9 protein-coding genes and 1 pseudogene are annotated in these 13,591 nt (G+C 69.6%); 8 read left to right on the top strand and 2 right to left on the bottom strand.

Annotated features, from left to right (window positions below):
* Position 1: 1 nt before the first annotated feature.
* Entirely contained in the window at positions 2 to 745 is a 744-nt protein-coding gene (gene pspM, locus U9983_RS00200; protein ID WP_322752075.1) for a phage shock envelope stress response protein PspM, read from the top strand.
* Between the two features lie 15 nt (positions 746 to 760).
* Here pspM and U9983_RS00195 read toward each other — a convergent pair whose 3' ends face one another.
* Entirely contained in the window at positions 761 to 5,122 is a 4,362-nt protein-coding gene (locus U9983_RS00195) for a DEAD/DEAH box helicase (RefSeq protein ID WP_322752074.1), read from the bottom strand.
* Positions 5,123 to 5,161: 39 nt separating this feature from the next.
* On the opposite strand from U9983_RS00195, the gene U9983_RS00190 reads away from it, so the two are divergent.
* From U9983_RS00190 to U9983_RS00160, 7 genes and pseudogenes are all read left to right on the top strand, one after another.
* On the top strand, positions 5,162 to 5,356 hold the full coding sequence (locus U9983_RS00190) for a DUF3046 domain-containing protein (RefSeq protein ID WP_322747865.1): 195 nt from the start codon (positions 5,162 to 5,164) through the stop codon (positions 5,354 to 5,356).
* Positions 5,357 to 5,584: 228 nt separating this feature from the next.
* A complete protein-coding gene (gene recA / locus U9983_RS00185) occupies positions 5,585 to 6,622 on the top strand; it encodes a recombinase RecA (RefSeq protein WP_322752073.1) in 1,038 nt (345 codons plus the stop codon).
* Between the two features lie 23 nt (positions 6,623 to 6,645).
* Positions 6,646 to 7,152, top strand: a complete 507-nt coding sequence (locus U9983_RS00180) for a regulatory protein RecX (protein ID WP_416211226.1) — start codon at positions 6,646 to 6,648, stop codon at positions 7,150 to 7,152.
* A 268-nt stretch (positions 7,153 to 7,420) separates the two neighbouring features.
* Positions 7,421 to 9,100 carry a ribonuclease Y gene (rny, locus tag U9983_RS00175; RefSeq protein ID WP_322752071.1) on the top strand — a complete coding sequence of 560 codons (1,680 nt, stop codon included), beginning with the start codon at positions 7,421 to 7,423 and terminating at the stop codon, positions 9,098 to 9,100.
* Between the two features lie 84 nt (positions 9,101 to 9,184).
* A complete protein-coding gene (miaB, locus tag U9983_RS00170) occupies positions 9,185 to 10,624 on the top strand; it encodes a tRNA (N6-isopentenyl adenosine(37)-C2)-methylthiotransferase MiaB (RefSeq protein WP_416211229.1) in 1,440 nt (479 codons plus the stop codon).
* Positions 10,621 to 11,373, top strand: a complete 753-nt coding sequence (locus tag U9983_RS00165) for a hypothetical protein (protein WP_322752069.1) — start codon at positions 10,621 to 10,623, stop codon at positions 11,371 to 11,373. Before miaB ends, U9983_RS00165 begins: the two co-directional genes overlap by 4 nt.
* A pseudogene (locus tag U9983_RS00160) lies at positions 11,358 to 12,110 on the top strand (alpha/beta fold hydrolase); the annotation flags it as partial. The gene U9983_RS00165 and the pseudogene U9983_RS00160, both read left to right, overlap by 16 nt.
* Before the next feature lie 27 nt (positions 12,111 to 12,137).
* On the opposite strand, the gene hflX reads toward U9983_RS00160, so the two are convergent.
* Entirely contained in the window at positions 12,138 to 13,589 is a 1,452-nt protein-coding gene (gene hflX, locus U9983_RS00155) for a GTPase HflX (RefSeq protein ID WP_322752068.1), read from the bottom strand.
* Between the last annotated feature and the right edge of the window lie 2 nt (positions 13,590 to 13,591).

Genomic DNA, 13,591 nt, shown 5'->3' with positions numbered 1-13,591 from the left:
GATGCTGGTGAATTACCTACCGGAGTGGCTGCGCGCCGACGTGGAACGCCGGAGCCTGGCACGCGGTGAGCGGCGGCTCGTCCGGGGGCACGCTCGCCGCCGGCGGCGGGCCGAGCGGTCCACCCGGCTGTGGATCGGGGTGGCCGTCGTCGCCCCGGCGATCGCGGCGGTGGAGGGCAGCTGGGGGTGGCTGGTCGTGGCGGCCGGCGCGTTGGCCCGGGCAGGCCTGGCCTGGCACCAGGCACAGGGCGCCGCGTCGTTGTCGCCCGTGGTCCTGCCGCTGCCGAGCGCACCCTTACCGTCGCGGGTACGCCTGTACGGGTCGGCCGCGGCGGACCCGTTGCAGCGCGGTGAGGCGGCAATTGCCGCGCTTGCGGCGATCATGCGGGCGTCGCCGCCGGGACCGGCCGCCGAGGCGGTCCGCGCGGCGATGGCATCGGCCGCGGAGGTGGTGGACAGCCTGCGGAATCGGGCCCAGCACGTCCTGGCCTGCGAGTCGGCGGCTCGGGCGGTTGCCGACGCCGGCCGCCGTGCCGAGATCATTTCGACGGTCTCGGACCTGGTGAGCGCGATGAACGCCGCGGTGCAGGCGTTGGACGCCATGCTGGCCGCCGCCACCGACCTGCTCGCCTCAACGGTCTCGACCGTCTCAACACCGTTGACGCCGGGGCAGCTCGACGGTCTTGACCGCCAGACGGCCACCCTGCGGGCCTTTGCCGAGGGCTTGCGTGACCTCAGGCGCTGACCTCAGGGGCTGACCTCAGGCGCGCAGCCGCAGGCCGCTCGGAGTGTGCTGGAAGCCCGCGCGTTCCAGCGCACGACCGAGTTCGCTGCCGAGCAGGTCATGAGCAAGCCGCAGCTGGCCGCCGGCCCTGCGGACGGTGTCCACGAGGGCGTCCGCCGCCGGCGCCAGGACCGTGGACTCGTCCGTCCAGGTCAACACGGTCCTGCCACCGCGTTCGACATACATGATTAACTCGCCGTCGACCAGGACGACCAGCGCGCCGGGCGTGCGCCCTGGTCGGTGCCCACCGCCGGCCGGTGCGGGCCATGGCAATGCCGCGCCGTAGGGGTTGGCGGGATCGGCCGCGGCCAGTACGACCGCACCCGACGGTGGCGTGGTGGCCCGCAGCCGGTCGACCGCGCCGGTGACGGCGAACTGAGCCGCCCCGAGGGACTCCACGAAGTAGCCGCGCCGGCATCGGCCGGAATCTTCGAATGCCGACAGGACGCGGTACATCCCGGCGAAGCCGCCTGGGATCCGTTCGGCTGCGACCGCACCGCGGGTGACGATCCCATACCGTTCGAGCATCGCTTCGGCCTGTGCGTGGGCTCGCAGCGTCGGATCCGGATCACGTTCGGGCAGCAGGGACCAGCGGCCGGCGACCGTCGGTGGGCCGCCGCGGCGCGGCATGGCCGGACGCGGGATGCGCTGGTTGCTCCGGTGGGTACCGCGCCCACCGCTCAGCGCGGCTCGCAATGGGGCGAAGGTGTCGTTGGTGACCAGGCCCGCCCACACCAGGTCCCACAGGGCGCTTGCGAGCGCGGTGTCGTCGAGACTGGTGACCCGGTCGGACAAGGTCCGGAAGAACAGCGCAGCCTGTCCGTCGAGGGCCGCCAGCACCGCGCCGTGCAGCGGGGTGCTGGCGGCGTCCGGTACCGCCGGGGGCAGCAGCAGGGCCGCGGCGTCCGCTGGCACCAGGGTCACCCAGCCGTCGTTGCCGGGCAGGCCGCCGGCCCCTGCCCACAGTACCTCGCCAGACACGCACAGCTCATCAAGGAGTGCCGGGCTGTAGCCCGACACCCGACTCGGCAGGACGAACTGTTCCCAGGCGCTGGCCGGGACAAGCGCACCCTGAAGTTGTTCGACGGTCCGGGCCACCGCGTCGATGCCGTGCGAGCCCGTACCGCCGCCCCCGGGAGAGACCCCCTGCCAGCCTGGCAGAAACCGGGCGAACACCTGGACGGGTACCGGCTCGACAGCACGCCGCGACGCCGCGAGGCTGCGCCGGCGAAGCGCCCGTAGGACGCCTTCGTCACACCACTGTTCGCCGGTGCCGCCCGGGCGGAGCTCGCCGCGCACGAGCCGGCCGGTGCCGACCATCCGTTCCAGACCGGCGCTGACCACCCCGACGCCCAGACCGAACCGGTGCGCCACCGCTTCGGTGTCGAACGGCCCGTGCGTGCGGGCATATCGCGACAGCAGGTCCCCCAGGGGATCGACGACGGTCGCGGTGAAGGTCCCGGGAACACCGAGGGGAACCGGTACGCCGAGGGCGTCGCGCAGTCGCCCGGCGTCCTCGATCGCCACCCAGCGTTGCGTACCAGCGATGCGCACCCGCAGCGCGCGGTGTGTGTCGGCAAGTTCGGTGAGCCAGGCCGTGGTCGCTCCCCGAGCCAGTGCCTCGGCGGTGGTGAGGTCGCCGACCACCCGCAGCAGATCGGCCGTGCCCTCGACGTCGTGCGCGCGGCGGTCGGGCGCCAGCTGTTGGAGCTCGGCCTCGAGCTGCGCCAGCACAGCCGTGTCGATCAGTTCGCGCAGATCCGCCTGACCGAGCAGCTGCGCGAGCAGGGAACTGTCCAACGCCAGTACCTGGGCCCGGCGTTCGGCCAGTGGCGTGTCACCGGCGTACATGAACGCGGCGACATAGCCAAACAGCATCGAACGGGCGAAGGGCGACGGCGTGGCGGTCTCGACCTCCACCACACGCATGGTTCGTGACGCCACGTCACGCATCAGCCCCGTCAGCGCGGGGACGTCGAAGACGTCCTGCAGGCATTCCCGCATGGTCTCCAGCACGATCGGGAAGTTGTCGAAGCGTGCCGTCACCGCCAGCAGATGGGCGCTGCGCTGGCGCTGCTGCCACAGTGGCGTTCGCCGGCCCGGGGTACGTCGGGGCAGCAGCAGCGCCCGGGCGGCACACTCGCGGAACCGACTCGCGAACAGCGCGCTCGTGCTGACCTCCGTGCGGACCACCGCGTCGATCTCGTCCGGGTCGAACACGACGACGTCGGCGGTGGGAGCGATGTCGGCGTCGGGTACCCGCGCCACGATGCCGTCGTCGGAGTGCATGATCTGTACTTCGATGCCGTAACGGTCGCGTAGGCGTGCCCCGATGGCCAGCGCCCACGGCGCGTTCACCAGGGCGCCGAACGGAGCGTGAACCGCCAGCCGCCAGTCACCTAGCTCGTCGCGGAAGCGTTCGACGACGATCGTCCGGTCGTCCGGCAGGTGACCGGTTGCCTCCTGCTGCTCGACGAGGTAGGCGAGCAGGTTGTCGGTGGCCCACTCGTCGAGACCCGCTGCCTGGATGCGTTGGCGCGCACCTGCGGGCCCGAGACGGGCGAGTTCCCGGGTGAACGCGCCGAGCGCGCGGCCCAGCTCGGCCGGCCGCCCGGGTGTGTCGCCGTGCCAGAACGGCAGCCGCCCCGGCTGTCCCGGCGCCGGGGTCACCAGCACCCGATCAGGGGTGATCTCCTCGATGCGCCAACTGGACGAGCCGAGCAGGACGACGTCACCGACCCGCGACTCGTAGACCATCTCCTCGTCCAGCTCGCCCACCCGGCTTGCCTTCTCGCCGACGAGGAAGACACCGAACAGACCCCGGTCGGGGATGGTGCCTCCGCTGGTGACCGCGAGACGACCGGAACCGGGCCGGCCGGTGAGCGTGCCGGTGGCGCGGTCCCAGACGACCCGCGGGCGCAGTTCGGCGAAGTCGTCGGAGGGGTATCGACCGGCGAGCATGTCCAGGACGGCATCCAACATCGCCGGTGACAGGGTCGCGAACGGCGCGGCGCGCCGGACCAGCGCGGCCAGGTCGTCGACCGACCATGGTTCCATGGCGACCATCGCCACGATCTGCTGGGCCAGGACGTCGAGCGGGTTGCGTCGGTAGCGCAGCTCCTCGATCGCACCGTCGCGCATCCGTTCGGCCACGACGGCGCACTCCGGGAGGTCGCCACGGTGCCGGGGCACAATCACCCCGCGGCTGACGGCTCCGACCTGGTGCCCGCCGCGCCCAACCCGCTGCATGCCCGCGGCGACACTGGGTGGCGAGTCGACCTGGATGACGAGGTCCACCGCTCCCATGTCGATGCCGAGCTCCAGACTGGAGGTGGCCACCACCGCGGCCAGCCGGCCGGCCTTCAGATCGTCCTCGATGAGCGCCCGTTGTTCCCGGCTGACGCTGCCGTGATGGGCCCGGGCCAGCGGCTGATCGGTGTGCGTGCGCGCGGTGTACGCCTCGTTCAGGTGGGCGCACAGTCGTTCGGCTAGGCGCCGCGAATTGGCGAAGACGATCGTCGAGCGGTGCGCGAGTACAAGATCGAGGATGCGTTCCTCCACGGCGGCGGGACTGTCCGCAAGGCTGGTCATGTCCGCCACCGGTACGACCACGTCGATCTGCAGCGTCTTGTCGGCCGGTGGGCATACGACCGTGACCTGGCCAGCCCCGCCGAGCAGGCGCGCGACCTCCTCGATCGGGCGAACGGTCGCCGACAGGCCCACCCGCTGGGCGGGGCGTTCCAACAGCGCGTCGAGGCGTTCCAGGCTGAGCGCGAGGTGCGCGCCGCGTTTGGTGCCGGCCACGGCGTGCACCTCGTCCACGATCACTGTTTCCACCGCGCGCAGCGACTCGCGGGCCTGGCTGGTCAGGATCAGAAACAACGACTCGGGCGTGGTGATGAGCACATCCGGTGGTAGCCGGCCAAGGGCCCGCCGCTCGCCGGCCGGCGTGTCGCCTGACCGGATACCGACCCGTATGTCGGGCTCGGGCAGGCCCAGGCGTGCCGCGGCCGCCCGGATGCCGGCGAGCGGGGCGCGCAGATTGCGCTCGATGTCCACGGCCAGCGCCTTGAGCGGGCTCACGTACAGCACGCGGCACCGTCGGGACGGTTCGGCGCTCGGACCGGTGCTCGGACCGGCGCGGACGAGCCGGTCCAACGACCACAGAAACGCCGCGAGCGTCTTGCCCGACCCGGTCGGCGCGACGACCAGGACGTTGGCTGCGTCACCGATCGCCTGCCAGGCACCCACCTGCGCGGGCGTGGGCGCCGGGAACACGGCGGCGAACCAGGCCCGGGTGGGTGCGCAGAACCGCGCGAGGGGGGATCGGGTGGACATGTTCCGAGTCTGCCTCGCCGGTCCGACACACTGGGGAGCGTGCGACTGACCGAGTTCTGGGCGCGGATGAACAAGCAGTTCGGTTCCGGGTACGCGGAATCGGTCGCCCGTGACCATGTGGTGGCCCGGCTCGGCGGGGTGACGGTGTCCGACGCCCTGGCCCGCGGCGACGATGTCAAGGATGTCTGGCGGGCTGTGTGTGACGACTTCGAGGTACCCGCGCGCGACCGTTGACCGGATTTGCGGCGTGTCGCCCGGGTGGTCGAACGAATGTTCGTCTACTGTGGATGGCGAGCGCCCAGGTCTGCTGCGGTCGCCGGTGACGGGAGGAGGGACATGATCGTTTCATCCTCGACTGGTCGGTTGTCCACAGGTCCGGCCCGGCGCTCGAAACTGTCGGACCTGCCCCCTACCGTCACCAACGTGGCCAAGACTCGACGACCTCAGCCTGGAGTGACTCCCATGGCAGGACTCGACCGTGAGAAGGCGTTGGAGAACGCCCTCGCACAGATCGACAAGCAGTTCGGCAAGGGCTCGGTTATGCGGCTCGGTGACGAAACCCGCCCACCGGTCCAGGTCATCCCGACCGGTTCCATCGCGTTGGATGTGGCACTCGGCATCGGCGGGCTGCCACGAGGGCGGGTAGTGGAGATCTACGGCCCGGAATCGTCCGGTAAGACGACGGTTGCCCTCCACGCGGTCGCCAACGCCCAGGCGGCCGGCGGGATCGCCGCCTTCATCGACGCCGAGCACGCACTCGACCCTGACTACGCGGGCAAGCTCGGGGTCGACACCGATGCGCTGCTGGTCTCCCAGCCCGACACCGGTGAGCAGGCGCTGGAGATTGCGGACATGCTCATCCGATCCGGGGCGATCGACATCATCGTCATCGACTCGGTGGCCGCTCTCGTGCCCAGGGCCGAGATCGAAGGTGAGATGGGCGACAGTCATGTCGGCCTCCAGGCCAGGCTGATGTCCCAGGCGCTGCGCAAGCTGACCGGTGCTCTTTCGAACACGGGCACCACCGCCGTCTTCATCAACCAGCTCCGCGAGAAGGTCGGCGTCATGTTCGGTTCGCCCGAGACGACCACGGGTGGTAAGGCGCTGAAATTCTATGCCTCAGTACGGCTGGATGTCCGTCGTATCGAGACTCTGAAGGACGGTGCGGATGCCGTGGGTAACCGCACTCGGGTGAAAGTCGTGAAGAACAAGATGGCGCCTCCGTTCCGGACGGCGGAGTTCGACATCGTTTATGGCGCTGGCATAAGCCGTGAGGGTTCCCTGATCGACATGGGGGTCGAGCACGGGATCATCCGCAAGTCCGGAGCCTGGTACACCTACGACGGCGATCAGTTGGGTCAGGGTAAGGAGAACGCTCGATCCTTCATGCGTGACAACCCTGACATCGCCAACGAGATCGAGAAGAGGATCAAGGAAACTCTCGGCCTGGTGCCGTCGATCGACGCCGATCAGCCATCCCCACCAGCGGTTGATCTCTGACTGGCGGAAGGCGTTGATCGGTGATGCCGGTGTCGGATCGTAGCCGAGAAGAGGGCACGGACTCGGTGGAGCGGGCACGGGAGATATGCCTGCGCCAGCTTGAAGCCCGCCCACGAAGCCGCGCGGAACTGGCCGCCACGCTGGATCGCCGCGGAGTTGATCCAGAAACGGCGGAGATTGTGCTGAACCGTCTGGTCGCGGTGGGTCTGGTGGACGACAAGGCGTTCGCCGCCGCGTTGGTGTCCTCCGCCCGCGTGAACCGTGGTCTCGGTCGACGCGGTCTTGCCCACGAACTGCGGCGCCGGGGGGTGGACCCGGAGATCTCCTCGGTGGCTCTGCAGGCCGTGGACGGCCAGGACGAGGAGGCCACCGCACGAACGTTGGTACGACGCAGGCTGGCCACGATGGACGATGTGCCGGCGCAGGTGCGTGCCCGACGTCTGGCCGCGTTGCTCGATCGTCGCGGCTATCCTTCTGATCTTGTGATGCGAGTGGTCACGGAGGAACTGGAGGGTGGTGCGGCGGACTAGCATTTCTTGACCGTTCGACAGGCGCAGACCTACGCTCACCGAAGGTGAGAGGGCTCCCGCGGTGACGCGGTTCCGATAGCGTGAAACACGTTCACATGAGAGTGGTTGACCCGGATCGTGGCGCCTGCGGGCGCTGTCGTGCCCGCTTGGGCTCAACCCGCCTGTCGGTAGCGACACGGGTTGACGTTCCGGAACGGCCCGTTTCGTGGGTCCTTCGCCGCTCCGGCCCGCTACTTGCGGGCCAAGGCCGGTAGCGGGAGGAGGACCGATGGGTGTTCTCCTTGCTGTGCTTGGGGCCTGTCTGCTCATGGGTTTGGTGGTCATAGCCGTGCTGCTCCTGCGTGTGCTGGGCGCGGGTGCGTTGGCGGCGCCCCGGCCTGGCACGGATGACGAGCAGCCGACCGAGCCTGTCGACACCCAACAGGCCGCTGAACGTCGCGAGCAGGCGGAACTGGAGGCCACCGAACTTATCCGCCGAGCCGAGGAAACCGCCCGGGCGGTGCAGGAAAGGGCAGAGTCCGAATCCGCGCTGCGAGCGTCCCTTGCGGAGGCCCAGGCGCATGAACTGGGTCGTAAGTCGGCCGAGACATTCCGGGTGCAGGCCGAGGTGGAGGTGCGGCAACTGCGATCTGAGCTCCACGCACAGGACGCCCGGCTCGTCCAGCGTGAACAGCGCTTGGAGGTTCGCACGGCCGCGATTGACGAACAGGCACGCCAGCTTGAGACCCGAGACCATGATCTCGCGGCTCGGGAGGTCGAGGTTGCCAGGCGTCGGGCCGAACTTGTCGACCTGGAGGAGGAACGGCGCCAGACGCTGGAGACCGTCGCCCGGCTCACCGCTGCCCAGGCGCGTGCCGAGCTTGTCAAGGTGGTCGAGGCCGATGCCCGCCGAGATGCCGCCGTGCTTATCCGTGACATCGAGGCACAAGCACGGGAGCAGGGCGAGGACAGGGCTCGGAAGATCGTGACGTTGGCTATTCAGCGCGTCGCATCGGAGGCGACCACCGAGTCGGTTGTTTCCGTGCTGCACCTGCCCAACGACGAGATGAAGGGCCGCATCATCGGCCGCGAGGGGCGCAACATCCGCTCGTTCGAGGCGGTCACCGGGGTGAATGTCATCATCGACGACACGCCGGAGGCGGTCCTGCTCAGCTGCTTCGACCCGGTGCGACGCGAGGTTGGAAAGATCACCTTGGAGGCGCTGGTCTCAGACGGGCGCATCCACCCACACCGGATCGAGGAGGAGTACGACAGAGCCCGGCGTGAGGTCGAGGCACGCTGTATCCGAGCCGGTGAGGACGCGCTCATGCAGACTGGGATCGCGGAGATGCACCCCGAGCTGATCGCCCTGCTCGGACGCCTGCGCTATCGGACCAGCTATGGGCAGAACGTTCTCGCGCACCTGGTCGAGTGTGCCCATCTGGCGGGGATCATGGCGGCTGAGCTGCGGCTGCCCCCAGCCCTGGCCAAGAGGGGAACATTGCTGCATGATCTTGGAAAGGCCCTGACCCACGAGGTGGAGGGCAGCCACGCCCTCATCGGTGCCGAGATCGCCCGGCGCTACGGTGAGGACGAGGAGGTCGTTCATGCTGTCGAAGCGCATCACAACGAGGTTGAGCCACGGTCGATCGAGGCCGTGCTGACCCAGGCCGCCGACCAGATCTCCGGTGGGCGACCGGGCGCTCGCCGGGAGAGCCTGGAGTCCTACGTCAAGCGGCTCGAGCGCATCGAGCAGATCGCCGGCGAGCGTCCGGGTGTCGAGAAGGTGTTCGCGATGCAGGCCGGCCGCGAGGTCCGGGTGATGGTCGTATCGGATCAGGTCGATGATATTGCCACCCATATGCTGGCTCGGGACGTCGCCAAGCAGATTGAGGACGAACTGACCTACCCCGGTCAGATCCGGGTCACCGTCGTCCGGGAGACCCGCGCCGTTGAAGTCGCCCGTTAGCGGGCTGGGAGCGTCCGGCTTGCGGCACCGTAGGCTGGTTGGGTGAGTCCCCGCAGCTATCAGGTCCGGACGTTCGGCTGTCAGATGAACGTCCACGACTCCGAACGCATCGCCGGCATGCTTGAAGCTGCCGGCTACGTACCGGTCGAGACCGGAGCCGAGGTCACGCCCGATCTGGTGGTCTTCAACACATGCGCGGTCCGGGAGAACGCTGACAACCGCCTCTACGGCAATCTCGGCCAGATGTACCCGGCCAAGCAGCGCCACCCGGGCATGCAGATCGCAGTCGGTGGCTGCCTCGCACAGAAGGACCGCTCGCTGATCACCGAACGTGCCCCCTGGGTGGACGTCGTGTTCGGTACCAACAATCTACACAGGCTGCCCGTCCTGCTGGAGCGGGCTCGGCACAATGCGGTGGCCGAGGTCGAGATCGCCGAGGTGTTGGAGGTCTTCCCCAGTGCGCTTCCCGCCAAGCGGGTAGCGCACCATTCGGCCTGGGTGAGTATCAGCGTCGGCTGCGACAACACCTGCACCTTCTGCATCGTGCCGAGCCTGCGCGGCACGGAGACCGACCGTCGCCCCGGGGACATTCTCGCCGAGGTCGAGGCGCTGGTCGCCGAAGGCGTTCTGGAGATCACTCTGCTCGGCCAGAACGTGAACTCCTATGGCCGGTCGCTGGGCGACCCGGGGGCGTTCGCGACCTTGCTGCGCGCCTGCGGGACGATCGACGGCCTGGAGCGGGTCCGGTTCACCTCGCCGCATCCGCGCGACTTCACCGATGACGTGATCGAGGCGATGGCGGTGACGGAGGCCGTGTGTCCGCAGCTGCACATGCCGTTGCAGTCGGGATCGGACGCGGTGCTGCGGCGGATGCGCCGTTCCTACCGCCAGGAGCGTTTCCTCGGGATCGTCGAGCGGGTACGAGCGGCGATGCCCCACGCCGCGATCACCACCGACATCATCGTCGGCTTCCCCGGGGAGACCGAGGCAGATTTTGCCGACACCCTGCATGTGGTCCGCGAGGCGCGGTTCGCCAGTGCTTTCACGTTCCAGTATTCCAGGCGAGCGGGCACCCCGGCGGCGACCATGGACGGGCAGGTCGAACCGGCGGTCGTGGCGGAGCGCTATGACCGGCTGGTGGCTGTTCAGGAGGAGATCTCCTGGGAGGCCAACCGTATGATCGTCGGTGAGCGGGCGGAGGTTCTGGTTGTCGAGGGCGAGGGACGCAAGGACGCCGCCACCGGGCGACGATCCGGCCGGGCCCGCGACGGTCGCCTTGTCCATCTCCGGCCACCAGCGACGTCCGGCAGCTCCGATCCCGGGATACGACCCGGCGACGTGGTGGAGACTGTGATCACCAAAGCCGCGCCGCACCATCTGGTGGCGGACGGGCCGCCGCTGACCCACCGGCGGACCAGGGCGGGTGACGTCTGGCAGGCCGCACAGCGCTCACCGAGTCACGACGGCGACGCCGGGATGACTCGCCGGTCGACCGACCTCGGCATGCCTACGCGCCTCCGGTGACGCTGGTCGCGGCGGCGGTCTGCCCGCATCCACCGTTGCTCATCCCCGAGGTTGCGCGAGGCGAACCCGTGGCGGTGCGAGAGGCGGCGATCCGGGCCATCCACCGGCTGGTCGGGTGGAACCCGGACGTCCTCGTCGTTGTCGGCGACGCCCCACGGACCGCAGCCTACGCGGCCGGTCAGTCGGGATCGCTGGCCGGTTTCGGGGTGCCACGATCGGTTACGCTGGGGCGGGCGACCCACCATGGTCGGCAATGCGGTGGCCAGCCGACATCGTCGTTGTCGTTGTCGTTGACGGTCGGAGCCTGGCTGCTCGAACAGACGTCGTGGCGGGGAGACGTCGTCGGCTTCGGTGTGAGCGCGATGACCGCCGTGCGGGATGCCGTGCAGATCGGCGTCGCGTTGGCCCGCTGGGCGGCCCGGGTCGCGTTGTTGGTGATGGCGGACGGCAGCGCCAGGCGGACGGCCGCTGCACCCGGGGGATTCGACGAGCGCGCCGCGGCCCATGACGCAACGGTGGCGGCGGCGTTGGCCGCCGCCGACGCGTCCGCGCTGCTGCGGCTCGAGCCCGACCTCTCCCGTGAGCTGATGGCGGCGGGGCGTGCGTCGTGGCAGGTGCTGGCCGGCGCGAGCCTGGTTGCCGGATCGAGCGACACGCACGTACGGTCATGTGTGTCTCGCGCTGAGTACGTTGATGCACCCTACGGTGTGGGGTACGTGGTCGCCTTCTGGGAATGGGGGAGTCGCTAGCCATGCTCTCGACGCCGACGGAACTGCCGCCAGGGGTGCGGCGCCTGACCTGTGGGGGTCTCGCGGCGCTGCGAGCCGGTTCCCCGGCGGACCCACCGGTCGTCCTGCTGCCCGGCTACACCGGGAGCAAAGAGGACTATCTGATGATCATGACAGGGCTGGCGCAGGCCGGGTTCAACGTCATCGCGGTCGATCAGCGCGGCCAGTACGAGTCGTCTGCCGACGATCCGGAACGGGACTGCACGGTCACGGCTCTTGCCGAGGATGTCGGACGGGTGGTTGACGACATCGGCCAGCCGGTGCATCTGCTGGGCCATTCCTTCGGCGGTCTCGTCGCCCGCGCCGCGGTCATCAGCCGGCCCTCGTCCGCGGCGAGCCTGGTGCTGCTCTGCTCCGGCCCCGCCGGCATCGTCGGCGCCCGCCGGATCGCGCTGCGAGCCATGCGGGTCGTCTACGACCGCAGCGGCCGCGACGCGGTGTGGGCCGCGGTGCGCGCTGCGGACACCGCCGTCTACCCGCCCGGCGGCCGGGAGTTCCTCGAGCATCGCTTCTTCGCCAGCAGCGATGTCGGGCTACGGGTCATGGGCGAGCAGCTCCTCGACGAGCCTGACCGGGTCGACGATCTCGCCGCCGCGACCGGCGCGGTCGACACGCCTGTTCTGGTCGCACACGGCATCGCCGATGACGCCTGGCCGCCGCATTTGCAGGCGGACATGGCGGCGCGCCTCGGTGCCCGCTACGAAGTGATCCCCGGGGCCGCGCACTCACCTGCGGCCGAGAGTCCCCGGGCCACCGAGGCTGTGTTGATCGATTTCTGGCTGAAACACGGCGAGCGCAGCGGCGAGGCCGACCGGTACCCGGGCCCGCACCTCGGTGCCGTCCGCGGTGTGCCGCAGATCGAGGACCTCGCCGTCGGCGTAGACCCGTGACACCAGATCCCCGCGGGCGAACGGTACGAGCACGCATACCTCCACCGCCGGGTGGGGCACACGTTCGGTCAGCGCCTCCACCAGGGTGGACAGGCCCTCGCCCGTGCGTGCGGACACGAATACCGCGTTCGGGATGCTTCGGCGCAGCCCGGCCAGGACCTCCGGGTCGGCGGTATCGATCTTGTTGACCACGACCAGCTCGGGGACGTCCCAGGCGTCGACGTCGTTGACCACCATGCGGACAGCCGAAATCTGCGACAGCGGATCGGGATGCGAACCGTCGACCACGTGCAGGAGGAGATCGGCGTCCGCGACCTCCTCCAGCGTCGAGCGGAACGCCTCGACGATCTGGTGCGGCAGGTGGCGGACGAAACCGACGGTGTCAGCGAGGGTGAAGGTCCGACCGTCGGGGAGCGTGGCCCGTCGCACCGTCGGGTCCAGCGTGGCGAACAGCGCATCCTCGACGAGTACGCCCGCGCCCGTCAGGCGGTTGAGCAGCGAGGACTTGCCGGCGTTGGTGTAGCCGGCGATCGTGACCGCGGGGACCCCGCTGCGTTGGCGCGACGACCGTTTCGTCGCCCGGATCGTCTTCATGTCGGCGAGCTCGCGGCGGAGCCTGGCCATGCGCGCGCGCAGCCGTCGCCGGTCAGTTTCGATCTTCGTTTCGCCAGGGCCCCGGGTCCCGATCCCACCGCCGGACCGCGACATCGACTCACCCCAGCCACGCAGCCGCGGCAGCATGTACTGCAGCTGGGCAAGCTCGACCTGCGCCTTCCCTTCCCGGGATGTCGCGTGTTGGGCGAAAATGTCCAGGATCAGCGCGGTCCGGTCGATGACCTTGACCTTGACGACGTCCTCCAGCTGGCGCAGCTGGCCGGGAGTCAGTTCACCGTCGCAGACAACGGTGTCGGCGCCGACGGCGGCAACGACCTCGCACAGTTCCCGTGCCTTGCCGGAACCGACGTACGTGGCCGCGTCGGGGGTGTCGCGTCGCTGGACGAGTGCGTCCAGGATGACCGAGCCGGCCGTGTTCGCAAGGGCCGCGAGCTCGGTCATGGAGGTCGCGACGTCCGTTGCGGTCCCGGCGGTCCACACGCCGATGAGGACGACCCGTTCCAGCCTGAGCTGGCGGTACTCGACCTCGGTGACGTCATCCAGTTCGGTCGCCAGACCCGGTACCCGGCGCAGGGCCGCCCGGTCGGCGAGATCGTGTCCCTCACCGGTGGCGTCGAAGAAGTGGTTGCGGACGTGGTCGCGGATGGAGTCCTCAATGGCGGGAAGCGTCATAT

Origin of the sequence: Protofrankia sp. Cas3 (assembly GCF_963555955.1) — a bacterium.
Lineage (GTDB): Bacteria > Actinomycetota > Actinomycetes > Frankiales > Frankiaceae > Protofrankia.
Note: the sequence above shows the minus strand (reverse complement) of the source record. Positions and strands in the feature narration are given on the sequence as shown.